Consider the following 24,960-nt stretch of genomic DNA (forward strand, 5'->3'; position numbering starts at 1 on the left):
ATGGCGCCGCCGGTGAACGCGAGGCCAGCAGCGGTCAGTGCGGTCTTACGGATCAGATCGGTACGCATGATGGCGTGCTCCTCTGCATCGGGGGTGCCCGCGACGGCATCCGGGGGGTGGCCGTGCGGGGGAAAGTTCGAGGGGTGCCCGGCGACCCGTGAAGGGGGGTCGGCGTCGGGTCAGGGTGTAACGGTCTCGGCCGGCGGATCATTCCGCGTCCGGCGGGAGCGGTACTCGGTGGTGCGGGGTGTGTAACCGGGGCGGGCCAGCGGATCATTCGGCCGTGCGGGGTGTGTAACCGGCCGAGCCAGCGGATCATTCCGTGGCGGGAGCCGGTGTGGTGCTTGGCGGTGCGGGGGAGGTAACCGGGGCGGGCTGCCGGATGTTCCCGGCGGCTGCCACGCACCCGACCACCCCACACCAACGCTCAAACCGGACAACCCACCCCACCCGCGGCCCTCCGCCCCGCATGATCCACCCCGGTTCCAGGAAGTCGCGGTGTCCCACGGTCGAGGATGCCCCGACTTCATGAAACCCGAGCCGATCATGCCCAGCTGGGCTGATTGCGCCCACAGACCAGTCCCGGCCCAAGGGCAGCGCACCCGGGCTCCCCCGCAAGCCGCCAAACCGGACAGCCGGCCGGCGAGCACCGAGCACCGGACCGCGCACCAGGCAGGACCGCGTATCGGCCCGTGTACCGGACCGCGCACTGGCCCCAACGAGCACCGAACCCCTCCAAGATCGTGCTCGATCCAGGAAAGAGGCCCCTCACTGCGCGGACGAGGCCACTACAACAGGATCGAGCACGATCATGGGGCCGCGCGACCGGGTTGGAGGTCTAGCGCGTGGCGGGGTCGGTCTGTGGCACATTGCGCTGTGCCGGCACGGTTGGGGCGGTCGGCCAGGGGATCTCGGGCGCGTGGTGGAAGGTGACCCCGGCCGTGGCCCAGCGCGGGCCCTGGCCGGCCAGCCGGTCGCGGAAGGCGGCCCAGTCGTGGGTCGCCCGGGGCGACCAGCCAAGCTCGGCGATGGCCGGGAGGCGGGGCAGGAGCAAGAGTTCGATGTCGGCCAGGCTGGTGACCGATTCGGTCCAGAGCGGGGCCTCCACCCCGAGCACGGCCTCGGCGGGTACGCCGGCGACGTGCGTGCCCGGATCCCAGTCGTAGGCCTTTCGCACGTCGATGAGGCCGGCCCAGTCGTGCCCGATCGGGGTGTCCGGGGCGTACTTCATGTCCAGGTAGGCGTGGTTGCCGGGGGAGAGGATCAGTCGGGCGCCCCGGCGTACGGCGTCGACGGTGCTGGGGTCTTCGCCGTTCGTGCCCCACCACTGCAGGACCCGCCCGTCGAGGTGGGCGGCCGGTGCGAGTTGGTGCCAGCCGACGATGGTCTTGCCGAGGTCGGCAACGATGCGTTGGACCCGCTCGACGAAACCGGTGTAGACCTCGCCCTTCACCTTGAACGCCTCATCACCGCCGATGTGCAGCCAGGGACCGGGGGTGAGCGCGGCCACCTCGCCCAACACGTCGGCGACGAAGTCGTACGTCCGCTCATCGGTCGGGTCGACGTAGCTGAAGCCGACCTCGGTGCCGGTGTACGGCGGTGGCGCGACCTTGTCCGGTGCCAGCTCGGGGTAGGCGACAAGCGCCGAGTTGGTGTGTCCCGGCAGGTCGATCTCCGGGACGACGGTGATGTGGCGGGCGGCCGCGTAGGAGACGATCCGCGCGTAGTCGGCCTTCGTGTAGTGCCCGCCGGGGCCGCCGCCGACCTCGGTCGCTGCGCCGATGGTGGTCAGCTTCGGCCAGGAGTCGACCGCGATCCGCCAGCCCTGGTCGTCGGTGAGGTGCAGGTGCAGGTGGTTGAGCTTGTAGCGGGCCAGGTGGTCGACCACCCGCAGCACGTCCTCGACGGCGAAGAAGTGCCGCGCGACGTCGAGCATCGCGCCTCGGTAGGGGAACCGGGGTGCGTCGGTGATGGTCCCGCCGGGCAGCGCCCAGTGTGCGGTGACCGGTACGGGGCTTTCGATCGCCGCCGGCAGTAGCTGGCGCAGCGTCTGGACACCGTAGAAGAGGCCGGTGGCGGTGGCGGCGGTGACGCGTACCCCGGTGGTGGAGATTGCGAGCCGGTAGCCCTCCGCGCCCAGGTCGGCGGCCTGGTCCAGGACCAGCGCGATGCCGCCGGCGGGCTCCGGCGCGGTGGCGTCGGTGACCGGCAGCGGGTAACCGGTGGCCGGACGTAGGAGCTGGGCGAGCTGCTCGGCGACCGCCAGCGCGGCGGGGTCGGCGCTGACCACGATGACCGCTTCGGCCGGCAGCGCCCAGTTTTCCGCCGGGGCCGGCTGGACCTGCTGCGGTGCGGGGACCACGTCGGCCAGTAGGTGCGGGGCCGGCGGGGTGAGCACCTCGCCCGCCGCCCGCTCGGCGGCCCGGGCCAGCGTTGCCGCGTCTGGTTCCCGCGCCGGCAGCGGCACCGGGGCGGCAGCGGGGACGGCGGTGGGGCCGGGGGAGGGGGTGGTCGACACGGCGGCGACTCCGGGGGTGTATTCGCGTCGGTTATGGCAAAAGTGAGGTTCACCAGCTGGCGTGCCGTCAAGCGTACGGCGCTTGGCGGGCATGCGTGATGGTGCGCATGGAAGCGTTCCCAAAAACCGGTACGAACACGGATAGTCGTGATGGCTGTGCCAATTGTCACCGAACGGGCTCAGGTCGCTCGATGTTGGCTTAACCTTCGCCCACCGATCGGCGTCGACCCCGGGATTACCGGTGGTCCGTCCCGGGGAAGAAGAAAACTGAACCTTCGTTAAGTGTCCGTCCCGGCGCGCGTGTTGTGGAGGCTCTGGTGGCAGCGCAAGAGACCGTCGATCACAAGTACGTCTACGACTTCTCCGAGGGCAACAAGGATCTCAAGGAGCTGCTCGGCGGCAAGGGAGCCAACCTCGCCGAGATGACCAACCTGGGCCTGCCTGTCCCGCCCGGCTTCACCATCACCACCGAGGCCTGTCAGGCGTACCTCGCGACGGGACGGGAGCCGGACGGGCTCGCCGGTCAGATCGAGGCGCACCTGGAGGCGTTGGAGCGCGCGATGGGCAAGCGCCTCGGTGACCCGCAGGACCCGTTGCTGGTCTCCGTCCGCTCCGGTGCCAAGTTCTCCATGCCCGGCATGATGGAGACCGTCCTCAACGTCGGCCTCAACGACCAGAGCGTGGTCGGGCTCTCCGCGCAGGCGGGGGGCAACGACAGGTTCGCCTGGGACTCCTACCGGCGACTCATCCAGATGTTCGGCAAGACGGTCTGCGAGGTGCCGGGCGAGGAGTTCGAGCACGCGCTCGACGAGGCCAAGCACGCCAAGGGCACCCAGAACGACCTGGATCTGGACGCGGACGACCTGCGTGGGCTTGTCGACGCGTACAAGAAGATCTTCTTGAAGCACACCGGTCGGGAGTTCCCGCAGCAGCCGCGCGAACAGCTCGACCTGGCCATCCGCGCGGTCTTCGAGTCGTGGAACGCCGAGCGCGCGGTGCTCTACCGCCGCCAGGAGCGCATCCCGGCCGACCTCGGCACCGCGGTCAACGTGGTGACCATGGTCTTCGGCAACCTCGGCCCGGACTCCGGCACCGGCGTCGCGTTCACCCGTGACCCGGCCAGTGGCGCGCAGGGCATCTACGGCGACTACCTGGCCAATGCCCAGGGTGAAGACGTGGTCGCCGGCATCCGCAACACCGTGCCGTTACAGGAGCTGGAGCAGCTCGACAAGTCCTCCTACGACGAGCTGCTCGGCATCATGGCCCGGCTGGAGGAGCACTACAAGGACCTCTGCGACATCGAGTTCACCATCGAGCGCGGCAAGCTGTGGATGTTGCAGACCCGGGTCGGCAAGCGCACCGCCGCCGCCGCGTTCGTCATCGCCGGGCAGCTCGTCGACGAGGGCCTGATCGACCTGGACGAGGCGCTGCACCGGGTCAACGGCGCGCAACTGGCCCAGCTGATGTTCCCGCGCTTTCAGCTCGACCACGAGTTCCAGCCGGTCGCCAAGGGCATCGGCGCCTCGCCCGGCGCGGCGTCCGGCACTGTGGTCTTCACCTCCGCGCGGGCCGTCGAGCTGGCCGCCGAGGGTGAGTCGGTGATCCTGGTGCGCCGGGAGACCAACCCGGACGACCTGAACGGCATGATCGCCGCGCAGGGCATCCTCACCTCGCGCGGCGGCAAGACCAGCCACGCCGCCGTGGTGGCCCGGGGCATGGGCAAGACCTGCGTCACCGGCGCGGACGAGATCGAGGTGAACGTGCCGGCGAAGCGGTTCACCGTGGCCGGGCAGACCGTCAACGAGGGCGACGTCGTCTCGATCGACGGCACCACCGGCAAGGTCTACCTCGGCGAGGTGCCGGTGATGCCCTCCGAGGTCGTGCAGTACTTCGAGGGCAGCCTCGACCCCGAGCACATCGACAACGCGCTGGTTCGGGCCGTACACCGGATCATGACGCACGCCGACGGAAAGCGGCGGCTCGCGGTCCGCACGAACGCCGACACCGGCGCGGACGCGGCCCGGGCCCGGCGCTTCGGCGCCGAGGGCATCGGGCTGTGCCGCACCGAGCACATGTTCCTCGGTGACCGGCGGGAGCTGGTCGAGCGGCTGATCCTGGCCCGGGCCGAGGGCGAGCGGGAGGCGGCCCTGGCGGCGCTGCTGCCGTTGCAGCGGGCGGACTTCGAGGAGATCTTCCGCGAGATGGACGGCCTGCCGGTCACCGTCCGGCTCATCGACCCGCCGCTGCACGAGTTCCTGCCGCCGTTGGAGCAACTCGCCGTCAACGTGGCGGTCGCTCAGGAACGCGGCGAGGACGTGGCCAAGGAGGAGGCGCTGCTCGCCGCTGTCCGGCGGATGCACGAAGAGAACCCGATGCTCGGGCTGCGGGGCGTGCGCCTCGGCCTGGTCATCCCCGGCCTGTTCGCGATGCAGGTCCGGGCCATCGCCGAGGCGGCGGTGAGCTGCACCCGTAACGGTGGCGTGGCGAAGCCGGAGATCATGGTGCCGCTGGTCGGGGCCGTGCAGGAGCTGGAGACGGTCCGCGCCGAGGCCGAGAAGATCATTGCCGAGGTGGTCGGGGACAGCGGCGTCGAGGTGCTGATCGGCACCATGATCGAGGTGCCCCGGGCGGCGCTGACCGCCGGGCAGATCGCCGAGGCGGCCGAGTTCTTCTCCTTCGGCACCAACGACCTGACCCAGATGGGCTGGGGCTTCTCCCGCGACGACGTGGAGGGCGCGTTCTTCTGGCGGTACCTGGAACTGGGTATCTTCGGCATCTCGCCGTTCGAGTCGATCGACCGCGACGGCGTCGGCCGGCTGGTGCGGATCGCCACCGAGGAGGGCCGGGCCGCCCGGCCCGGTCTGAAGCTCGGCATCTGCGGTGAGCACGGCGGCGACCCGGACTCGGTGCACTTCTTCCACGAGGTCGGCTTGGACTACGTGTCGTGCTCGCCGTTCCGGGTGCCGGTGGCCCGGCTGGAGGCCGGTCGGGCGGTCGTGGAGAGCGGCGGGTCGGACAGCCGCTGACGCGCGCCGGCGGCGGCCCGGTCACCCGGCCGCCGCCGGTGCTCAGATCGGTGGACGACGCCAGGTAGGTCGGGACGAGCGGCGCAACTGCGCCGGCAGGGTCGCCATCGGGGTACGCGTGGCCAGCGGGGCGTGCGCGTCCGGCACCGAGGTTGCGCCCATGCTCGTGCCGCGAACGTCCAAGAAGGAGCCTGCCCGACGGGCCACGGCACGCGCCTCCTCGTGCAGCGCCTCCAGATCCCCCGGCGCCGAGACGGTGACAAGGGTCAGCAGGGCACTGCGCCCGACCGGGTAGGTCACCACGCAGCCGGCGGTCGTGCAGACGACCGACTCGCGGAACTCGCCTCGGCCGACCGTGTCGGACACCCGCTTACCGAGCCCGAAACTGGCCGCGGCGAGCGCGGCGAGATGGGTGGCGTCGGTGCTGGGCAGGTCGCTGGAGATGAGTAGCCCGTCGGTGCCGGCCAACACCGTTCCGGCGATCTCCGGTCGGCGTTGGCGCAGCCTGCGTAGCTCCGTCTCCACCACCGTGTCTGCGTCCACGAGGAGCACCCCTAACCGGTTGGGCTCTGCCTGTCAGTCGGCTGGTCACGTTCCGCGCTGGGAACGCTACCGGCGGCCACTTCCGTCCGCGAGCCCGTAACCCTCGGCAATCGGTTGACAACTGCGGGCCAATCGGTGGTTGTGTGCTTCTCGTCGATGCGTCGTGGGCGGGTCGAGTAGGGGCGGGCGTAATCTTGGCTCGCTCGCGCACGGCCGATTGGGCACGGCGCCGAACGGGAAGGGTGACTGCATGACAAGCGTCTGGGAGAGCCTGACTGTCGACGCCCTCGATCCGGCCCGACTCGCCCGCTGGTGGGCCGAGGCGCTCGGCTACCAGATCGTCACCGAGAGCCCGGACGAGGTGGAGATCCGCCAGTCCGCGGATCGCCTGCCCGGCCTGGTCTTCGTGCCCGTGACCGAAGCCAAGGAACGCAAGAACCGGCTGCACCTCGACCTGCGCCCCGCCAACCAGGAGGCCGAGGTCGAGCGCCTGGTCGACATGGGCGCCCGGCACGTCGACATCGGTCAGGGCGACGTCGAGTGGACGGTGCTGGCCGACCCGGAGGGCAACGAGTTCTGCGTCTTGCGTGAGCGCGAGGAGTGAGCCGGTTCTGCGAGCCCCGCAGTCGCGAACAACGGCGGCTGCGTGGAGAGTGAGCCGGGGGCGGCGGACGCCCGGTTGGTCGAGGAGCCGCCCAAGGGCACCGGGCATCGCCGGTCGCCGTACGAGCGCGACCGGGCCCGGGTGCTTCATTCGGCGGCGTTTCGCCGGCTGGCCACCAAGACCCAGGTGCACACCGCCGGCTCCGACGACTTCCTGCGTACGCGACTGACCCACTCGCTTGAGGTGGCGCAGATCGCCCGGGAGATGGGTGCCCGGCTGGGCTGCGACCCGGACGTGGTGGACGTGGCGGGGCTGGCGCACGACCTCGGGCACCCGCCGTTCGGGCACAACGGTGAGGCTGCCCTGGACCTGCTCGCCTCGCCGTGCGGCGGCTTCGAGGGCAACGCGCAGACCCTGCGGGTGTTGACTCGCCTGGAGGCGAAGGTGCTCGCCCCGGATGGCTCGTCGGCTGGGCTGAACCTGACCCGGGCGTCGCTCGACGCGATCGGCAAGTACCCCTGGCCGCGCCGGCCCGGGGAGCGCAAGTTCGGGGTGTACGCCGACGACAGAGCCGTCTTCGACTGGATCCGGGCCGGTGCGCCCGGTGACCGGCGCTGCCTGGAGGCCCAGGTGATGGACTGGGCCGACGACGTCGCGTACTCGGTGCACGACGTGGAGGACGGCATCCACGGCGGGTACGTCACGCTGCTACCGCTGCTCAGCGACGCGGACGAGCGGGCCGCGCTCTGCGCCGACGTGGCCGCCGTTTACTCCGGGGAGTCGGCGGACGACCTGGCCGAGGTGCTGGTCGATCTGCTGGCCGGCCCGCTGCTCGCCCCGCTTGCCGGGTACGACGGCAGTCATCGCGCGCAGGTCGCGTTGAAGGCCACCACCAGTGGGGTGACCGGGCTGTTCGTGTCCGCGGCGGTGGATGCCACCCAGGAGCGCTTCGGTCCCGGCCCGCACCGCCGCTATGCCGCCGACCTGGTGGTGCCCCGACTGGTCCGGGCGCAGTGCGCCCTGCTCAAGGGCATCGCGCTGCGGTACGTGATGCGGCGCAGCGGCTTCCAAGGGCGCTATGAGCGGCAGCGGACGATGCTGGCCGAGCTGGTCGCGGCGCTGGTCCGGCGTGCTCCGGAAGGGCTCGACCCGATCTTCGCCCCGCTGTGGCGGGCCGCCCCGGACGACACGGCCAGACTGCGGGTGGTGATCGACCAGGTCGCCTCTCTCACCGACCCGGCGGCGGTGACCTGGCACACCCGGCTGGTCGGCGCGGGTGCACCGCCGAGCGATCACGGGCCAGCTTAGGCTAGCCTAACTGGCATGACGGAACGCCCCAGGAACGTCACCTCGGCCCGGGTGCTGCGCACCGAGCGGCCCACCCCGCACCTGATCCGGCTCGTCCTCGGCGGGGACGACCTGGTGGGCCTGCCGGTGGGCGAGTTCACCGACCACTACATCAAGGTGGTGTTCCCGCAGCCGGGTGTCGCGTACCCGCAGCCGTTGGACCTCGCCGCGATCCGCCGGGACCTGCCCCGGGAGCAGTGGCCCCGGCTGCGCGCGTACACGGTGCGGCGCTGGGATGCGGCGGCCGCGGAGCTGACCGTCGACGTGGTGCACCACGGCGACGAGGGGTTGGCCGGGCCGTGGGCTGCCGCGCTGCGCCCCGGCGATCCGGTGCACTTCGTCGGCCCCGGCGGGGCGTACGCCCCGAGCCCGGAGGCGGACTGGCATCTGCTGGTCGGTGACGAGAGCGCCCTGCCGGCGATCGCCGCCGCGCTGGAGCGGCTGCCCCTGGGCGCCCCAGCCCACGTCTTCGTGGAGATCGGCGACCCGGCGGAGGAGCAGAAGCTGCTCAGCCCCGGAGCGGTCGAGCTGACCTGGCTGCATCGCGGCGCACGGCCGGTGGGCGAGGCGCTCGTCGCGGCGGTGCGGGCGTTGGAGTTCCCGGCCGGTCAGGTGCACGCGTTCGTGCACGGCGAGGCCGCCTTCGTTCGGGAGTTGCGCCGGCTGCTGCGCGGCGAGCGGGGCATACCCCTCGACCGGCTCTCCATCTCCGGCTACTGGCGGCGCGGCATGGACGACGAGGGCTGGCGCTCCACCAAGGCCGACTGGAACCGGCAGGTGACGGCCGATGACGAGGCCGTCGCGGAGGTTGTCGCGGCGGCCTGAGGGTCGTTCATCCCTCGGGTGGCCGGCTGGTCTCGCCGGCCCGGACCAGTCGCCGGCTGAGCAGTACGGCGTACCCGACGATTGCCGCGGAGAGCAGCCACAGCATCAGCCTCGGTTGGTGCACGGTCGCGCTGATCACGCTGACCGAGGCTGCCCCGTAGGCGGCGATCGCCAACCGGGCGGCGCTCGGGCGGGTCCACAGCCAGTACAGGGCGAGCCCGCAGGCTGTCCACAGCACCATCGAGGCGCCCAGCAGCAGCCGCAACTCCAGCGGCAGCCGGGTCGCGTTGTCGTCGACCAGCCGGACCACCTGCCCGAGCGCCCAGCCGAGCAGCAGCAGCGCGCCGCCGAGCGGAATGTGCAGGTAGCTGTATGCCTGGCCCCCGCGCAGCCGACTCTGGATCAGGCGGGTGGTGACGAAGGTGGTGTAGACCCACCAGACGGCCGCCGGGATCAGGAAGGCCATCGCGGCCGTGAGGATCATGTATGGCCTGGGGTGGTCCGGCACGGCGAAGAGCAGGCTGGCCAGCGAGCTACCCAGCACGATGATGGTGAACTGCCCGATCCGTTCCGGCAGGTGCCGGTTGTCCACCGGCCAGCGGTTGAGCCAGCGCACACCGACCCAGGGCGTGGCCAGCTCGACGACCATCGCGACGATCCACAGGACCGGGCGCAGCTCGGTGTGCACGGCCAGTGACACCAGCCAGATCAGCCAGCCCGACCCGAAGCCGATCAGGTAGACCGTCGTCACCATCCGGGCCATCGGGCTGGTCGGACGGGCCCGCAGGTACAGCAGGAGCAGCACGCCCCGCACGATCAGGTACCCGACCGGCAGGAGCACGCTCTCCGGAACCTCGTCGACCCCGAGGGTCATCGCACCCGCGCCGACCAACGCGACTAGCACCAGCAGTCGGTGCAGCGCGTCGTCCGGGTCGAACCGGGTGTCGTAGTAGACCTGCCCCAGCCAGGCCCACTGGATGACCACGAAGAGCCCGATCACGGCCAGCACGGCGCTCGGCGACGGGGTCGGGTCGTTGCCCAGCCGGCCCACCACCGCCGCCAGCGCGTACACGAAGATGAGGTCGAGGAAGAGTTCCAGCCAGGTGGCGTGGCGTTGGCCGGACTCGTCGGTCTGCGGGGCCTGCCCGGGTAGCCCTACCCGGCCGGTCAGCCATCTCGGCAGGCGGGGAGCTTCGGTCCGTACCCGGCGCATCTGGTCATGGTCCCCGGGCAAAGCCGGCCTGCGGGCCGGAACCGCCCAGCCGGCAGCGGTGGCCGCCACACCGGCGTCCCCCGGCCGGCGTGTCGTCGGTCCGGCAGGGCAGGATGTACGGCGAGGGGGTGGCGCATGGCTGGGCGGATCCGGGACGAGGACATCGCACTGGTCCGGGAACGCACCTCGATCGGGGATGTGATCTCCGAGACCGTCACCCTGAAGTCCGCTGGCGGCGGCAACCTCAAGGGCCTGTGCCCGTTCCACGACGAGAAGTCTCCGTCGTTCAACGTCTCCCCGGCCCGCAACGTCTGGTACTGCTTCGGCTGCGGGGCCGGCGGCGACGCGATCAAGTTCCTGATGGACGCCGACCACCTCAGCTTCGTGGAGTCCGTCGAGCGGCTGGCCGGCCGCGCCGGCATCCAGTTGCGCTACATCGAGGACGACAAGGGCACCCCGCGTCCCCGCCCGCAGCAGGGTCAGCGGCAGCGCCTGGTCGCCGCGCACGCCGCCGCCGTCGAGTTCTACCGGGCGCAGCTCGGCACCGCTGGCGCCCGACCGGCCCGGGAGTTCCTGGCCCGACGGGGCTTCGACCGGGCCGCCGCCGAGCGCTACGGCTGTGGCTTCGCGCCGGAGGGTTGGGACCCGCTCACCAAGCACCTGCGCCAGCAGGGCTTCACCCACCAGGAGCTGGTCACCGCGGGGCTGTCCCGGGAGTCCCGCTCCGGCACCCTGATCGACAGGTTCCGCCGCCGGCTGCTCTGGCCGATCCGCGACCTCGCCGGGGACGTGATCGGCTTCGGCGCGCGCAAGCTCTTCGATGACGACGACGGCCCGAAATACCTGAACACCCCCGAGACGCCGATCTACAAGAAGTCGCACGTGCTCTACGGCATCGACCAGGCAAAGCGGGAGATCGCCAAGCAGGGCCGAGCGGTGATCGTCGAGGGTTACACCGACGTGATGGCCTGCCACCTCGCCGGGGTGACCACAGCGGTGGCGACCTGCGGCACGGCCTTCGCGGCGGACCACATCTCGGTGCTGCGTCGGCTCCTGTTCGACAGCGACGAGGTGGCCGGCGAGATCATCTTCACCTTCGACGGTGACGCCGCCGGGCAGAAGGCCGCGCTGCGCGCCTTCGAAGACGATCAGCGCTTCGTCGGGCGCACCTTCATCGCGGTCAGCCCGGACAACATGGACCCGTGCGATCTGCGGCTGGCCAAGGGCGACCTGGCGGTGCGTGACCTGGTCGCCCGCCGCGAGCCGCTCGTCGACTTCGCGCTGCGGCACGTGATCGGCCGCTTCGACCTGGACACCGTCGACGGCCGGGTCGAGGCGATGCGCCACGCCGCGCCACTTGTCGCGCGACTGAAAGACCGGGAAAAGCGCCCCGAGTACGTCCGCAAGCTCGCCATGGACCTTGGCATGGAGATCGAGCCGGTGCAGCGGGCGGTGCTCGCCGCCGCCAACACCCCGCCGCCCGGTGCCCGCGACGCCGCGCCTGCCGCCCGGCCCGCTTCTGCTCGCCCTGAGCCGGTCCTGGACAACCCGCAATCGATGGTCGAGCGGGAGGCGCTGAAGCTCGCCCTCCAGCAGCCGGTCCTGGCCGGGCCGATGTTCGATGCGGTCGAGGCCACCGAATACCGCCACCCGGTGCACGTCGCGGTGCGTACGGCCATCGCGGTGGCCGGCGGGGCCGTGTCGGCGACCGGCGGCGCGGTCTGGATCGAGTCGGTCCGCGACGCCTGCGAGGATCTGGCCGCGGCGGCGCTGGTCGGCGAGTTGGCCGTCGAGCCGCTGCGGATCGACGGCGAAGCGGACCCGCGCTACGTGTCGATCACCATGGCCCGGGTGCAGTTCGGGTCGGTGACCTCCCGGATCCGGGACCTCAAGTCACGCATCCAGCGGATCAACCCGGTCAACAACAAGGACGAGTACTTCGCCGCCTTCGGCGAGTTGCTCTCCCTGGAGCAGCACGCCCGGGCGCTGCGCGAGCAGGCTGCGGGAGGCCTCTAGATGGGACTGTTCAGCCGCAAGCCCAAGCTGCCGCCGGCCGACCGGCCGCCGCTGACCGCCGACGAGCGGGTGTTGGCCTGGGCGGCCGCCGGCAACGGCGAGGGCGACGGGGTGGTGGTCGCCACCAACCTCGGGTTGTGGCTGCCCGGTCGAGGGCACCGGCTCGGCTGGCACCTCATCCTCAAGGCGGTCTGGTCCGGCCGCGAGCTGGCCGTCACCCCCGCCGAGCCCGTCGTCGAGCGGGACGGCTACACGCTGGTCGCCGACTGTCCGGCCGAGACGTACCTGCTGCTCGACCCGGGGGAGCTGCCGCACCAGGTGCGGGCACGGGTGACCCGCTCGGTCGCGTACACCGAGCACCAGCCGGTGCCCGGCGGCGCGGCGCGGGTCGCGGCCCGGCGCGTGGCCGGGGTCGACGGTCTGACCTGGACGGTCCGACTCGACCCCGGCACGCCGACAGACGACGAGGCGGTGCTCGCCGAGACCGACCGCCTGGTCGGCGTGGCCCGCGCCGCCACCGCGCCGGCCGACGGCTGACTCGGCCGGGTCAGTTGGCGCCGAGGTCCTTCAGCGCCTTTTCGGCGCCGCGATGCAGCGGCACCGGCTCGGTCTTGCGGGCGGTCTCCAGCGAGATGCCCCGGGCGGCGGGATTCGCCTGGGCCAGCGAATCCCGCTTGTCGAAGACCGTCTTGGTGATCGCGCAGGCGACGTTGGCGTCGAGGTCCTTGCGGACCAGCAGCACGTTGGGTACGACGATGGTCGGGGTGTCGGTGGCCGTCCGGTACGCGTCCCGTCCGATCGTCCCGGCCTGGTAGGCGGGGCTCAGCTCGGTCATCTTCGGCAGCAACGGCGAGATGTCGACGAACTTCACCGCGTCGCCGGCGGTGGTGAACAGGTCGGTGACGCCCCCGGTGGGCAGACCACCGGACCAGAAGAAGCCGTCGACGCTGCCGTCCTTGACCCCCTCGACCGTCTTGGTCAGGTCCAGTCGCTGCGCCCGGACGTCCTTGGCCGGGTCGAGGCCGGCGGCCTCCAACAGTCGGTTGGCGATCACCTCGGTGCCGGACTTCGGTGAGCCGGTGGAGATCCGCTTGCCGCGCATGTCGGCCACCGAGGTGATCCCGGAGTCCTTACGGACCACCACCTGGGTGTAGTTGTCGTAGATGCGGGCCAGCGCCTGCACCGGCTGCGCAGCGGTGAAGCTGCCCTTGCCCTGGACCGCGTTGACCGCCGTGTCGAAGAGCGAGAACGCCACGTCGTACTGGCCGCCGACCAGCTGCTCGACGTTCTGCACCGAGGCGCCGGTCTCGGCGGCGGTGCCGGTGAGCTTGCCGCCGGTCGCCCCGGACAACTGCCCGGCCAGGGCGTTGCCGACCACGTAGTAGACGCCCGTCGCATTGCCGGTGGCGATGCCGACGCGGGTCGCCTGGGCCACCTCGCAGGTGACCTCGCTGGCCGTGTCGTCAGTGGCCGCGCCGCCCTGCTGACCTCCGCAGCCGGTGACGAGGGCGAGCACGCCCAGGCCCGCCGCGAGCCGTACGTCGATTCGTCTCACAGTTGTTCCTCCACAGGATTGGCTGGTGATCCGGACGATGGCCGAGCGGCGGTTGCGCGTCGGATGAACACGCCCACCGCCGCCACGGCGGCCAGCGCCGCGCCGACCGTGACCGGCACGGGTTCGAGCCAGAGCAGGGTGACTCCGGCGACGGCACCGATGACGCGTTCCGGTGCGCCGGCCGGGCCCACACCGGGCAGCCAGCCGCCGGCGGCGACGGCCAGCACCGCCACGCTGAGCGCGGTGACCACGGCGGCGAAGGCGATCCGCTGGACGCCGCCGATGCCGAGCAGACCGAGCCCGGCCGGCGTGATGACGAACGCGATCGGGGTCAGGTACGCCGGCAGCGCGTACCGCAGGGTCTGCCACATGGTCGGCACCAGCCGGCCGCCGGTGACCGCGGCGGCGGCCACCGCGGCGAGCGCGGTCGGTGGGGACACCTCGGACAGGACCGCGAAGTAGAAGACGAACATCGCCGCCGCCGGTGCGGTCACGCCCAGGTCGAGCAGGGCCGGGCCGACGATCACCCAACCGATCACGAACGAGGCGGTGACCGGCACGGCCAGCCCCAGCAGGGTGAGTGCGGCGGCGGCGAGCAGCGCGGTGAGCACCAGCACCAGCGTCGGGTCCGAGGTGGCCGCCTTCGCCCCGCCGATCAGCAGCGCCGCCGCCTGCGGCCCGAGGCCGGTCTTCGTGGTGGTCGCCGTGATGATGCCGGCGGCGGCGCAGACCGCGGTGACGGCGAGGACGCCGCGTACGCCGGTGCCGAGCGCGGTCACCAGCCGGGCCGGGGTGAGCCAGTGCGCACGGCCCTTCGTGCTGTCCAGGAACGACAACGCGACGGTGAGCACAATGGCGAAGACGACCGCCTTCGTCGCGGACACACCGACCGCGAGGAAGACGATGATGGCGACCAGCGAGGCGAAGTGGTAGCCGAGCCGGGCCAGCAGACGCCAGGGTGAGCCGACGTCGATCACGACGGGGCGTACCCCGGAGCGGCGCGCATCGATCTCCACGGCGAGCAGGATGCCGAGGTAGTAGAGCACCGTCGGGACGGTGGCCCAGCCCAGCACCTGGAGGTACGAGACGCCCAGGTACTCGGCGATGATGAACGCCGCCGCACCCAGGGTGGGTGGGGACAGGATCGCGCCCACCCCGGCCGCGGCGAGCATGCCGCCGGCCCGCTCCGGGGGGTAGCCGGCGCGACGTAGCAGCGGCCAGGTGACCGCGCCGATGCTCACCGTCGTCGCCGCGCCGGAGCCGGAGACGGTGCCGAGCAGGAAGCCGGAGGCCACCGCCGTCCGGCCGGCGGCGGTCCGTGAGCGCCGGAACGCCGCAGCCGACAGCTCGACGAAGAACCGCCCGGCCCCGGACAGCTCCAGCGCTGCGCCGTAGATGGTGAACAGCACGATGTACGACGCGGCCACGTCGAGCGGCGTGCCGTAGAAGCCGCTGTCGGAGTTGTAGAACGCGTCGACAAGTTGACTGAAGTCGAGCCCGGCGTGGGCGACCGGCCAGGACTGCGGCAACAGCCCGCCGTAGTAGCCGTAGCCGAGGAACAGCAGGCAGACCGCGGGCAGGACCCAACCGGTCGTACGCCGGCAGGCTTCGAGCAGCAGGAGCAGGAGCACCGTGCCCAGCACCAGATCGGTCGGTGCCAGCAGGCCCTGCCGATCGAGGAACGCGTTGTAGCCGCCCCCACCGCTGCCGATCCGCACCGGCAGGACGGGGTAGAGGCAGGCCGCCACCGCCAGGGCGACCAGGACCCAGTCGGTCACGGTGGGTCGCGTCGACGCGGGCGTCTCGCTGGCGCGGCGACGCCGGCTGCGCAGGCGGGCGGGGAGCCGCAGGTCGGCCGGGTAGGCGAGGAAGACCAGCGGGAGTACGCCGGCCAAGAAGATGATCAAATAATATTTGCTGCCCTGCGACAGGGGTCGGAACACCTGCCAGAGGGCGAGGGTGCCGACCGCCAGCGCCGCCGTGGTGAGGAGCAGGCCCGCCGGCCCGGACAGGACCCGGCCGGGCTTCTCCTCCTCGAACTGTGCGGCCAGGTCGCGGGTCGCCCGCTCGGCGTCGCCAGGTGCTACCGGGTCGGCTGCTGTACGCGGTCGGGGCGGCCTGCCGTCGGGGCCTGCGGTAGGCCCGCCGTCGGGGCTCGTTGGGGGCCTGGCGTCGGGGCTCGTTGGGGGCCTGGCGTCGGAAGAGTTGGCTGGTCGGGCGGGTGATGGCGAACCATCGGGCGAGCTGATGGACGACACGAAAGGACGATACACGTCGATTGGCTGACGGGTAGGGCATCGACCGGCGTTTCGCCGTCGCTGGTCCGGACGCCGACGGCGGCCGGTCGTACGCGCGTATTTGCGTGGAGGGCTGTCGGACCTGGCGGCTAGGGTCGGGCGGTGACTTCGGGGCGACCACTGATTCAGGCGCGCGGGTTGGTGAAGCGGTTCGGTGACTTCACCGCCGTGGACGGCATCGATGTCGAGGTGCGCCCGGGTGAGGCGTTCGGCTTCCTCGGGCCCAACGGCGCGGGCAAGTCCTCCACCATGCGGATGGTCGGCTGCGTCTCCCCGCCCAGTGGGGGTGAGCTGCGCATCCTCGACATGGATCCGGTAACTGACGGGCCGGCGATCAGGGCGCGTCTCGGTGTCTGCCCCCAGCTGGACAATCTCGACCCGGAGCTGACCGTCCGGGAAAACCTGACCGTCTACGCCCGCTACTTCGGCATCTCGCGGCGGGCGGCCCGGGAGCGGGCCGCCGAGCTGCTCGACTTCGTTCAGCTCACCGAGCGGGCCGACAGCAAGGTCGAGCCGCTGTCCGGTGGGATGAAGCGTCGGCTGACCATTGCCCGCGCTCTGGTCAACGATCCGGAGATCGTGCTGCTCGACGAGCCGACCACCGGGCTCGACCCGCAGGCCCGGCACCTGGTGTGGGAGCGGCTGTTCCGGCTCAAGCAGCAGGGCGTCACGCTGGTGCTCACCACCCACTACATGGACGAGGCCGAGCAGCTCTGCGACCGGCTGGTGGTGATGGACGGCGGGCGGATCGTCGCGGAGGGCTCGCCCCGGGCGTTGATCGAGCAGCACTCGACCCGCGAGGTGGTCGAGCTGCGCTTCGCCGCCGAGTCGCAGGAGCCGTTCGCCGGCAAGCTCGACGGGCTGGGGGAGCGGGTCGAGGTGCTGCCCGACCGGGTCCTGCTCTACGTGGCCAACGGCGACGCGGCGGTCGCCGAGGTCGCCGCGTTGGGGCTCCAGCCGGCTAACGTGCTGGTCCGGCGCAGCGGCCTGGAGGACGTCTTCCTGCACCTGACCGGCCGCACCCTGGTCGACTGACGGGCACCGGCTGATCGTCGGCAGTGTCGCACCGCTGATCTGCCGGCGGTCGCCGCTCAACGGGCTCTGGCCCAGGTGCGGTTTCGCCACATGGTGAAGCTGGTGGACCCGTGCGCCTCGACCGTTCATAGGCGGCGGCGCGTGAGCGGTTCGCCGGGTCGGCCCCAACGTGCCGGTGCCTGAGTCCGCTGCTCATGTCGCGCGCGATCTGCAGGGGACCGACTCGGTTTTCTGTGCGCCGGGGTAGCCCGGCGCTGCGGAGACCTCCGAGTCGATCAACAGGGCGGCTGCGGCACGGCCACGGCACGGTCCGAATCCAGGTAGTTCCGATCCCCGCCGGTGCTTACGCTGGGCTCGGGGGACCGTTCGTGATCGCTAGTTCGTCACAGGGAGAAGATCTTGTCTATCTCGCTGGCCAGCGTCACGGGCAGGTCATCGACCGCGCCGACTACGTCCGTCAGATGGTCGAGGTGTGGGAGTCGATCCGGGGTGAGGCACTATCGCAGCAGCAGTCCCTCGACCTGATCGCGGAAGTGGCGGAGACATGGAGCTGAGCGGAGCCCGGTGGCGCAAGAGCACCCGCAGCAACGGCAGCGGCGGTGCCTGTGTGGAGGTCGCTGCCAACCTGGCTGGGCTGGTGGCCGTTCGTGACTCCAAGGACCCGACCGGCCCCGTGTTGGTCTTCCCGCCCGACGCGTGGCGCGTGTTCGTCGGTTCCGACGCGTTGTCCAGGTAGATAGCGGCCGCACTGTCTAGATCCACTCGGCTTCCAGGAAGTCGCGGCATCCGGGCGGCTCTGACACCGCGACTTCCTGAAAACCGAGTCGATCAACGAGCGGGGCCGGGTCGATCAACGAGCGGGGCCGGGTCGATCAACGAACGGGGCCTAGGGCTGCGCGGCGAAACCCGGGCGACACGGCGACGAGGTCGTCGTAGGGTGACCGGCGTTCTGTCGTACCCCAGGGGTAGGAAGGTCGGGACGGGGGTGGTCGTGTGAGTGTGGCGAGATCGGCGCGGTTGCCGTGGGTGCCGGCGTCTGCGGTGTTCGAGCACTACCTGGTGGGTCTGCGGCGCACCTGGCGGGCCGGGGTGTTCTCCTCGTTCCTGCTGCCGGTGCTGACCGTGCTCGGCTTCGGGTTCGGCGTCGGCGCCTACATCGACCAGGGCGTCGGCGGGGTGCGTTACCTCGACTGGCTGGTCCCCGGGCTGATCGCCTCGACCGCGCTCCAGGTGACCGTCGGTGACTCGACCTGGCCGGTCTTCAGCAACTTCCAATGGATCAAGACGTACTTCGCGCAGGGCGCGTCGCCGCTGCGGGTGGGTGACATCGTGGCCGGGCACCTGGCCTTCGTGCTGTTCCGGGTGCTCACCACGATCGCGGCGTTCCTGCTGGTCACCGGGGTGTTCGGGGCGTTGCGGTCGCCGTGGGCGGTGCTCACCCTGCCGGTGGTGGCGTTGTTGGGGCTGGCCGTCGCCGCGCCGACCTTCGCGTACGCGGCGTCGGTGTCGAGCGACAGTTGGCTCGGGATGCTGTTCCGGTTTGCGGTCATTCCGATGACGCTCTTCGCCGGGGTGTTCTTCCCGGTCGAGTCGTTGCCGGACGCGCTGCGGTGGCTGGCGTACGCGACGCCGCTGTGGCACGCCGTGGACCTGTGCCGCGCGGCCACGCTCGGCGTCGCCCCCGAGTGGTCGATCGTCGGGCACCTGCTCTACCTGACCGCCTGGGCGGTCGCTGGCTGGTTCCTGGCGCTGCGCGCGTTCCGTCGCAAGCTCGTCGTCTAGCGAGCCAGAGATCTAGAGAGGCTGTCGTGGTCACGCTGATCCTGCCCCGGCTGGTCGATGTCGCCGCCGCGTCCCGGCGGTCGGCGTCGGTGGTCGGGCGCAACGTCGCGGCGTTGAAGTCGGTCTACTGGCTGCTGCTGATCTCCGGCTTCGTGGAGCCGCTGCTCTACCTGTTCTCCATCGGGGTGGGCGTCGGTGCGCTCGTCGGTGACCTGCCGCTGCCCGATGGGCGGCTGGTCTCGTACGCCGCGTTCGTGGCCCCGGCGATGCTCGCCTCGTCGGCGATGACCGGGGCGCTCGCAGAGAGCACCTTCAACTTCTTCGGCAAGATGAAATACATGAAGCTGTACGACGGGATGCTCGCTACCCCGGTACGGCCGTTCGAGATCGCCATGGGCGAGTTGAGCTGGGCGATGCTGCGGGGCAGCGCCTACTCGGCGGCGTTCCTCGGGGTGATGGTCGCGCTGGATCTGACCAGCGTCGCGCGTGCGTTGACCGCCCTTCCGGCCGCAGTGCTTGTCGGCTTCGCGTTCGGGGCGCTCGGCATGGCGATCTCCACCTTGATGCGCAGCTGGCAAGATTTCGACCTGGTGGGCTCCGCGCAGTTCACGCTCTTCCTCTTCTCCGGCACCTTCGTGCCGGCGCAGGCCTATCCGACCCTGCTGCACTGGCTGGTCGAGATCACCCCGCTCTACCGCTCGGTGCACCTGGTCCGCGGCCTCGCGCTGGGTGACGGTGGGTGGGTCTGGCTGCTCGACGTGCTCTACCTACTGGCGATGATGGCCCTCGGCCTGCTGGTGGCCTCGCGCCGAATGGGCAGGTTGCTCTACAAATAGGGGTTATCGGCGCCCGCCAACGGGGCATGTCGGAGGTGAGACCACCGACGATGAGGAGGGGCGATGACCTCTGACGAGTCTGCCGCCCGCCGGGAGCGTGCCGATGCCAGCGTGCCGGTCGGGCCCGACGCCGGGCCGGACAGCCCCACCGATCTGCCCGGCAGCGGCTGGAAGGCGGCGTTGCGGCGCACGGTCACCGAATTCCAGGACGACAGCCTGACCGACTGGGCGGCGGCGCTGACCTACTACGGGGTGCTCTCCATCTTCCCCGGCGTGCTGGTGCTGATCTCGATCCTCGGGCTGCTCGGTGAGAGTGCCACGAACGGCGTCCGGGACACTGTCAACCAGGCGGTGCCCAACGACAGCGTCCAGCAGATCATCAACGATGCGATCCGCACGGCCCAGGAGAACGGCGGGCTGGCCAGCCTCGCGGCGATCATCGGTGTGCTGGCCGCGTTCTGGTCCGCGTCCGGCTACATCGGCGCGTTCATGCGGGCCTCGAACACCATCTATGACGTGCCGGAGGGTCGGCCGATCTGGAAGACGCTGCCGATCCGCCTCGGCGTGACCGCGGTGATCGGGGTGCTGTTGCTGGCCAGCGCGGTGATCGTGGTCTTCACCGGCCGCCTGGCCGAGGCGGTGGGTGACGTGGTCGGCCTCGGCTCGACGGCGGTCACGGTGTGGGGCATCGCCAAGTGGCCGGTGCTGCTGATCCTGGTCAGCCTGATGTTCGCGATCCTCTACTGGGCCTCACCGAACGCCCGGCACGGCGGTTTCCGCTGGGTCAGCCCGGGTGGGGTGCTGGCCGTGGTGATCTGGCTGGCGATCTCCGGCCTCTTCGCCTTCTACGTGAGCAACTTCGGCTCGTACGACAAGACCTACGGGGCGCTCGCCGGCGTGATCATCTTTCTGGTGTGGCTCTGGCTGAGCAACATCGCGATCCTGCTAGGGGCCGAGCTAGACGCCGAGTTGGAGCGGGGTCGGGCCATCGCGGCCGGGCACGCCGTCGACGACGAGCCGTACGTCGAGCTGCGCGACGATCGCAAGCTCCGCAAGAAGCGCAACTCCGCCGGCCGCCGCTGATCGCGCCGCGCCGTACCGACCGCCCCACCACCGAGGACCGGCTGGTGGGGCGGTTTTGTGTCCGTCGATGGAACTGCCGGCGAGCGGACGCGGGCGGCCCGTAATCCTTTTCTTGATCGACTAGTAGCTTTTGTTCTTTCGGACAAAAGTTCATCTCGGAACGGTTGAAGCTCTGGACACGCGGTGCAGAGCGCTCCTACTGTGTCGGACACAACACCTCGACGTTGCGTCGATGTGAACGTTGCCAATGAATAGGGGCCTCCTGGTGCGCACCGTCGACCCTCTGCACGTGCGACTGTTGCGGTTGCTCCGCGACGAGGGCGCCGTGTCCCGGGCCGAGCTGGGCGACCGCCTCCAGATGCCGCGCCCGCGCATGCTGGCCGAGCTGGATCGCCTGGTAGCGCTGGGTTACGTCGCCGAGGCGGGGCTCGCCGCGTCCCGGGGTGGGCGTCGCTCGACGCTTGTCGAGCTGAACCCGAAGCTGCGCTTCGCCGCCGTCGACCTCGGTGCCAGTTCGATGGATGTCGAGGTGGTTAACGGCCGTCTCGAACCGGTGGCCCACTACGCCGAGACGGCCGACATTCGCAACGGCCCGAAGGTGACCCTGCAACGGGTCAACGAGCTGCTGCACAAGGCCCGGGTCGACGGCGCGTACGAGCGGCTGGACGCGGTGGGCATCGGCGTACCCGGGCCGGTCAGTTTCCGCGACGGCACACCGGTGTCTCCGCCGATCATGCCGGGCTGGGACCGGTTCCCGGTGCGCGAGCTGCTCAGCCGGGAGCATGGCTGCCCGGCGGTGGTCGACAACGACGTCAACATCATGGCGATCGGTGAGCGGCACGGCGGGGTCGCGCACTCGGTGGACGACTTCCTCTTCATCAAGATCGGCACCGGCATCGGGTGCGGCATCTACCTCACCGGCGAGGTCTACCGGGGCACCGACGGCTGCGCTGGCGACATCGGCCACATCCAGGTCGACTCGCACGGTCCGATGTGTTCCTGTGGCAACGTCGGCTGCCTGGAGGCGCTGTTCAGCGGTGCCGCGTTGGCCAAGGACGCGGCGGCCGCCGCCCGCAGTGGGACGTCGCCGGCGCTGGCCGAGCGGCTGGCCCTGCGTGGGGTGGTCACCGCACTGGACGTCGCCGAGGGTGCCGTCGAGGGCGACGTGACCTGCATCCAGTTGATCCGTGACGGCGGCCGGCGCGTCGGCGGGGTCCTCGCCGGCCTGGTCAGCTTCACCAACCCGTCGATGATCGTGATCGGCGGCGGGCTGGCCCAGCTCGGGCACATCCTGCTCGCCGAGATCCGCAGTGTGGTCTACCGCCGGTCACTGCCACTGGCCACCGGCAACCTTCCCGTCGTCCTGTCCGAGCTGGGCGGCCGTGCCGGTGTCACCGGCGCTGCGGTGCTCGCGAGCGACGTCGCCTTCGGGGAAGCCGCATGAAGCTGTTCGGAATTCCGTCGTGAGCGAGGAGGAGACTGTGGCCCTGCCCGAGGATGACCCCGCCACCGCGTCGGCCGAGGCCGTCGCCGAGGCGCCGCTGGTCGAGGCTCCCGCCGACACCGTCGCGGGCGAGGTGGTCCTGCGCCTCACCGATGTGGTCAAGACCTTCCCCGGCGTACGCGCGCTCGACGGCGTGCAGCTGGAGGTGCGTGCCGGCGAGGTGCACTGCCTGCTCGGGCAGAACGGCGCGGGCAAGTCCACCCTCATCAAGGTGCTCGCCGGGGTGCACCAACCGGACTCCGGGCAGGTGGAGTGGCGCGGCGAGCCGGCCACGTTCGCCAACCCGCAGGCCGCCATGAAAGCCGGTATCGCCACGATCTACCAGGAACTCGACCTCGTCGAGGATCTGTCGGTGGCGGAGAACGCGTTCCTCGGGCACGAGTACCGCAGCTTCGGGTTCGTTCGGCGCGGCCGGATGGCCCGACACACCCGGCAGATCCTCAGCCGGCTCGGCCACGGTGAGATCCCGCCCGGGCGGATGGTCCGGTCGCTGCCGGCAGCCGGTAAGCAGATCGTCAGCATGGCGCGGGCGCTGTCGCACGAGGCCCGACTGATCATCATGGACGAGCCGAGCGCGGTGCTGGCCCACGACGAGGTCGGCAACCTGTTCCGGATCATCCGGGAGCTGACCGCGCAGGGCATCGCCGTCATCTACATCTCGCACCGGCTCGAGGAGATCCGCGAGATCGGCGACCGGGTCACCGTACTCAAGGACGGCCGGACCACGGCGGCGAACCTGCCAGCGCGGGACACCCCGACCCGCGACCTGGTGAGCCGGATGACCGGCCGCACCATCGAGTACGTCTTCCCGGACCGGCCGACCGACGACTCGGTCGGTGCTGACCTGCTCCAGGTGGAGGGGTTGACCCGGGCGGGTGAGTTCGCCGACGTCTCGCTGAACGTGCGGGCCGGGGAGATCGTCGGCATCGCGGGGCTGGTCGGCTCCGGTCGTTCCGAGCTGTTGGAGACGATCTACGGTGCCCGCCTCGCGGAGGCCGGCACGGTGCGGATGGACGGGAAGGCGCTCCGCGCCGGCGTCGGCGCGGCGGTGCGGGCCGGGATGGGGATGGCCCCGGAGGAACGCAAGAGCCAGGCGCTGCTGCTCGGCGAGCCGATCTACCGCAACGTCACGCTGGCCACCTTCGGCCGGTACGCGCGGCTCGGCTTCACCAATGCCGCCAAGGAACGCGCCGAGGCGGACCGGATCGCCGAGACCCTGGAGCTGCGGCCCCGGGACGTCGACCGGCCGGTACGCACGCTGTCCGGCGGCAACCAGCAGAAGGTGGTGGTCGGGCGTTGGCTGCTCGGCGGCACCAAGTTGCTGCTTCTCGACGAGCCGACCCGAGGCGTGGACGTGGGTGCCAGGGCTGAGCTCTACCAGGTCATCCGGGCATTGGCCGCTCAGGGCGTGGGGGTGCTGCTGGTCTCCAGCGAGGTGCCCGAGGTGCTGGGTCTGGCCGACCGGGTGCTGGTCATGCGGGAAGGGCGGGTCGTCCGCGAAGCCGCGGCCGGCGAACTCGATGAGAACACTGTGCTTGACCTCGTTATGGCGGGGTCCTTGATGGAAGGCGCACCGGCATGAGCGACGCGACTCCCACTCCCACCGCGACACCGGAGCGCCCGCAGCTTCCGGCGCAGTCGCCGCCGGTGGACCCGGCGGAGACGGCGGTGGCCAGCGATAAAGCAGCATCCACGGGCAAGCTCTCCTGGTGGCGGGGTGACGGTGGCGACGGCGCCAAGCGCAACCTCGGTCTGGTCGGGGTGCTGGCTGCGCTCATCCTGGTCGGCGCGGTCACCAAGCCCGACCTGTACGGCGACCCGAACTGGGTCTGGAACAACGTCCTGGCCATCCTTCAGTTGGCCTCGGTCGTCGGTGTGGTCACGGTCGGCATGACCTTCGTGATCATCGGCGGCGGCATCGACCTGTCGGTCGGTGCGATCCTCGCGCTGGCCGGGGTCTGGTGCACCACGGTGGCCACCCAGAGCTACGGCGCCGCCGGCATGATCTTCACCGCTCTCGTGGTCGGCATCTGCGTCGGCCTCGTCAACGGGGTGCTCATCTCGTACGGGCGGTTGGTCCCCTTCATCGCGACGCTCGCGATGCTGGTGGCCGCACGTGGTCTCGCGGCGTCGATCTCCAACAAGCAGACCCAGGTGTCGAGCAGCACCTTCATCAATGACATCGCGGCACGCAAGGTGATCGGGATCCCGATCCTCGTCTACATCCTCGGCGCGGTCGTGCTGGCCGGGTGGGTCGTGCTCAACCGCACGACCTTCGGCCGGCGGACCATCGCCGTCGGTGGCAACCCGGAGGCGGCCCGGCTGGCCGGCATCAACGTCCGCCGGCACACCATGCTTCTCTACGCGCTCTCCGGTCTCTGCTGCGGCATCGCCGCCATCATGCTCACCTCGCAGGCCACCTCGGCGCAGGCGGCGATGGCCAACCTGTACGAGTTGGACGCGATCGCCGCGGCGATCATCGGCGGGACGTTGCTCAGCGGTGGTCGCGGCACGATCGTCGGCTCGCTGCTCGGCGTCATCATCTTCGCCACGATCACGAATCTCTTCGCCATCAACGGCCTCTCCATCGAGGCACAGAACATGGTCAAGGGCGGCATCATCGTCGCCGCCGTCCTGGTCCAGCAGTTCCAGTTCAAGTCAGTCACTCGGCTCCTCGCGCGGAACAGGGTCACCACCGCAACCTGACGCACCGCACCGTTGTCCTGGCAACGTCGAGAAATTCGACGGTGGCCGGGTCGCGCACACCCTCATTAAG

General features: G+C 70.8%; 20 protein-coding genes. 15 read left to right on the forward strand and 5 right to left on the reverse strand.

Annotation, left to right across the window (positions count from 1 at the left end; all coding sequences use genetic code 11):
- Positions 1-838: 838 nt before the first annotated feature.
- Complete coding sequence (locus tag IF46_RS32515) at positions 839-2,611, reverse strand: beta-N-acetylhexosaminidase (protein ID WP_084597899.1); 1,773 nt, start codon at positions 2,609-2,611, stop codon at positions 839-841.
- 224 nt (positions 2,612-2,835) lie between these two features.
- Here IF46_RS32515 and ppdK point away from each other — a divergent pair, with 224 nt between their 5' ends.
- Positions 2,836-5,544: a pyruvate, phosphate dikinase gene (gene ppdK, locus IF46_RS0113460; protein ID WP_030488663.1), complete on the forward strand. Its 2,709-nt coding sequence runs from the start codon at positions 2,836-2,838 to the stop codon at positions 5,542-5,544.
- A 42-nt stretch (positions 5,545-5,586) separates the two neighbouring features.
- Here ppdK and IF46_RS0113465 read toward each other — a convergent pair whose 3' ends face one another.
- The gene (locus IF46_RS0113465) at positions 5,587-6,087 is read right to left on the reverse strand and encodes a roadblock/LC7 domain-containing protein (protein ID WP_036392092.1); all 501 of its coding nucleotides are present in this window, start codon (positions 6,085-6,087) and stop codon (positions 5,587-5,589) included.
- A gap of 250 nt (positions 6,088-6,337) precedes the next feature.
- Here IF46_RS0113465 and IF46_RS0113470 point away from each other — a divergent pair, with 250 nt between their 5' ends.
- From IF46_RS0113470 to IF46_RS0113480, 3 genes are read left to right on the forward strand one after another with little or no spacing between them, the layout of a single operon-like run.
- Complete coding sequence (locus tag IF46_RS0113470; RefSeq protein WP_030488665.1) at positions 6,338-6,691, forward strand: VOC family protein; 354 nt, start codon at positions 6,338-6,340, stop codon at positions 6,689-6,691.
- Between the two features lie 42 nt (positions 6,692-6,733).
- A complete protein-coding gene (locus IF46_RS0113475) occupies positions 6,734-7,999 on the forward strand; it encodes a deoxyguanosinetriphosphate triphosphohydrolase (protein WP_030488666.1) in 1,266 nt (421 codons plus the stop codon).
- Between the two features lie 15 nt (positions 8,000-8,014).
- Positions 8,015-8,863 (forward strand): siderophore-interacting protein, encoded by an 849-nt coding sequence (locus tag IF46_RS0113480; RefSeq protein WP_030488667.1) that lies wholly within the window; start codon positions 8,015-8,017, stop codon positions 8,861-8,863.
- Positions 8,864-8,870: 7 nt separating this feature from the next.
- On the opposite strand, the gene IF46_RS0113485 is transcribed toward IF46_RS0113480, so the two are convergent.
- Positions 8,871-10,076: a low temperature requirement protein A gene (locus IF46_RS0113485; protein ID WP_030488668.1), complete on the reverse strand. Its 1,206-nt coding sequence runs from the start codon at positions 10,074-10,076 to the stop codon at positions 8,871-8,873.
- Positions 10,077-10,211: 135 nt separating this feature from the next.
- On the opposite strand from IF46_RS0113485, the gene dnaG reads away from it, so the two are divergent.
- Both dnaG and IF46_RS0113495 read left to right on the forward strand, forming a co-directional pair.
- Positions 10,212-12,092 (forward strand): DNA primase, encoded by a 1,881-nt coding sequence (dnaG, locus tag IF46_RS0113490; protein ID WP_030488669.1) that lies wholly within the window; start codon positions 10,212-10,214, stop codon positions 12,090-12,092.
- Complete coding sequence (locus tag IF46_RS0113495; protein WP_030488670.1) at positions 12,093-12,629, forward strand: hypothetical protein; 537 nt, start codon at positions 12,093-12,095, stop codon at positions 12,627-12,629.
- 10 nt (positions 12,630-12,639) lie between these two features.
- Here IF46_RS0113495 and IF46_RS0113500 read toward each other — a convergent pair whose 3' ends face one another.
- A complete protein-coding gene (locus tag IF46_RS0113500) occupies positions 12,640-13,647 on the reverse strand; it encodes a TAXI family TRAP transporter solute-binding subunit (RefSeq protein WP_030488671.1) in 1,008 nt (335 codons plus the stop codon).
- Positions 13,644-15,905 (reverse strand): TRAP transporter fused permease subunit, encoded by a 2,262-nt coding sequence (locus tag IF46_RS0113505; RefSeq protein WP_030488672.1) that lies wholly within the window; start codon positions 15,903-15,905, stop codon positions 13,644-13,646. The genes IF46_RS0113500 and IF46_RS0113505 overlap by 4 nt, the downstream gene beginning before the upstream one ends.
- Before the next feature lie 141 nt (positions 15,906-16,046).
- Here IF46_RS0113505 and IF46_RS0113510 point away from each other — a divergent pair, with 141 nt between their 5' ends.
- The 9 genes from IF46_RS0113510 to IF46_RS0113550 all read left to right on the forward strand — a co-directional run bounded on the left by IF46_RS0113510 (position 16,047) and on the right by IF46_RS0113550 (position 24,890).
- The gene (locus IF46_RS0113510; protein ID WP_030488673.1) at positions 16,047-16,979 is read left to right on the forward strand and encodes an ABC transporter ATP-binding protein; all 933 of its coding nucleotides are present in this window, start codon (positions 16,047-16,049) and stop codon (positions 16,977-16,979) included.
- Between the two features lie 194 nt (positions 16,980-17,173).
- Positions 17,174-17,533, forward strand: coding sequence for a Scr1 family TA system antitoxin-like transcriptional regulator (locus IF46_RS35165; RefSeq protein ID WP_232234032.1), 360 nt, complete (start codon positions 17,174-17,176; stop codon positions 17,531-17,533).
- Entirely contained in the window at positions 17,524-17,715 is a 192-nt protein-coding gene (locus tag IF46_RS0113520) for a DUF397 domain-containing protein (protein WP_030488675.1), read from the forward strand. Before IF46_RS35165 ends, IF46_RS0113520 begins: the two co-directional genes overlap by 10 nt.
- 257 nt (positions 17,716-17,972) lie before the next feature.
- Positions 17,973-18,761: an ABC transporter permease gene (locus IF46_RS0113525; RefSeq protein ID WP_051723892.1), complete on the forward strand. Its 789-nt coding sequence runs from the start codon at positions 17,973-17,975 to the stop codon at positions 18,759-18,761.
- 26 nt (positions 18,762-18,787) lie between these two features.
- Entirely contained in the window at positions 18,788-19,597 is an 810-nt protein-coding gene (locus tag IF46_RS0113530; protein WP_030488677.1) for an ABC transporter permease, read from the forward strand.
- 63 nt (positions 19,598-19,660) lie between these two features.
- The gene (locus IF46_RS0113535; RefSeq protein WP_030488678.1) at positions 19,661-20,680 is read left to right on the forward strand and encodes a YihY/virulence factor BrkB family protein; all 1,020 of its coding nucleotides are present in this window, start codon (positions 19,661-19,663) and stop codon (positions 20,678-20,680) included.
- A gap of 265 nt (positions 20,681-20,945) precedes the next feature.
- Positions 20,946-22,124, forward strand: coding sequence for an ROK family protein (locus tag IF46_RS0113540; protein WP_030488679.1), 1,179 nt, complete (start codon positions 20,946-20,948; stop codon positions 22,122-22,124).
- A 133-nt stretch (positions 22,125-22,257) separates the two neighbouring features.
- The gene (locus IF46_RS0113545; RefSeq protein ID WP_030488680.1) at positions 22,258-23,766 is read left to right on the forward strand and encodes a sugar ABC transporter ATP-binding protein; all 1,509 of its coding nucleotides are present in this window, start codon (positions 22,258-22,260) and stop codon (positions 23,764-23,766) included.
- A complete protein-coding gene (locus IF46_RS0113550; protein ID WP_030488681.1) occupies positions 23,763-24,890 on the forward strand; it encodes an ABC transporter permease in 1,128 nt (375 codons plus the stop codon). The genes IF46_RS0113545 and IF46_RS0113550 overlap by 4 nt, the downstream gene beginning before the upstream one ends.
- The last annotated feature ends 70 nt before the right edge of the window (positions 24,891-24,960 follow it).

This window comes from Micromonospora chokoriensis, assembly GCF_000718555.1.
Taxonomy (GTDB): Bacteria; Actinomycetota; Actinomycetes; order Mycobacteriales; family Micromonosporaceae; genus Micromonospora; species Micromonospora chokoriensis_B.

What these genes read in the sequence shown, in the direction of transcription:
- IF46_RS0113485 (WP_030488668.1), bottom strand. Translation starts at nt 10,076, where the DNA reads ATGCGCCGGGTACGGACCGAAGCTCCCCGCCTGCCGAGATGGCTGACC.
- IF46_RS32515 (WP_084597899.1), bottom strand. Translation starts at nt 2,611, where the DNA reads ATGCCCGCCAAGCGCCGTACGCTTGACGGCACGCCAGCTGGTGAACCT.
- IF46_RS0113470 (WP_030488665.1), top strand. Translation starts at nt 6,338, where the DNA reads ATGACAAGCGTCTGGGAGAGCCTGACTGTCGACGCCCTCGATCCGGCC.
- IF46_RS0113520 (WP_030488675.1), top strand. Translation starts at nt 17,524, where the DNA reads ATGGAGCTGAGCGGAGCCCGGTGGCGCAAGAGCACCCGCAGCAACGGC.
- IF46_RS0113550 (WP_030488681.1), top strand. Translation starts at nt 23,763, where the DNA reads ATGAGCGACGCGACTCCCACTCCCACCGCGACACCGGAGCGCCCGCAG.
- dnaG (WP_030488669.1), top strand. Translation starts at nt 10,212, where the DNA reads ATGGCTGGGCGGATCCGGGACGAGGACATCGCACTGGTCCGGGAACGC.
- IF46_RS35165 (WP_232234032.1), top strand. Translation starts at nt 17,174, where the DNA reads ATGTCGCGCGCGATCTGCAGGGGACCGACTCGGTTTTCTGTGCGCCGG.
- IF46_RS0113480 (WP_030488667.1), top strand. Translation starts at nt 8,015, where the DNA reads ATGACGGAACGCCCCAGGAACGTCACCTCGGCCCGGGTGCTGCGCACC.
- IF46_RS0113495 (WP_030488670.1), top strand. Translation starts at nt 12,093, where the DNA reads ATGGGACTGTTCAGCCGCAAGCCCAAGCTGCCGCCGGCCGACCGGCCG.
- IF46_RS0113535 (WP_030488678.1), top strand. Translation starts at nt 19,661, where the DNA reads ATGACCTCTGACGAGTCTGCCGCCCGCCGGGAGCGTGCCGATGCCAGC.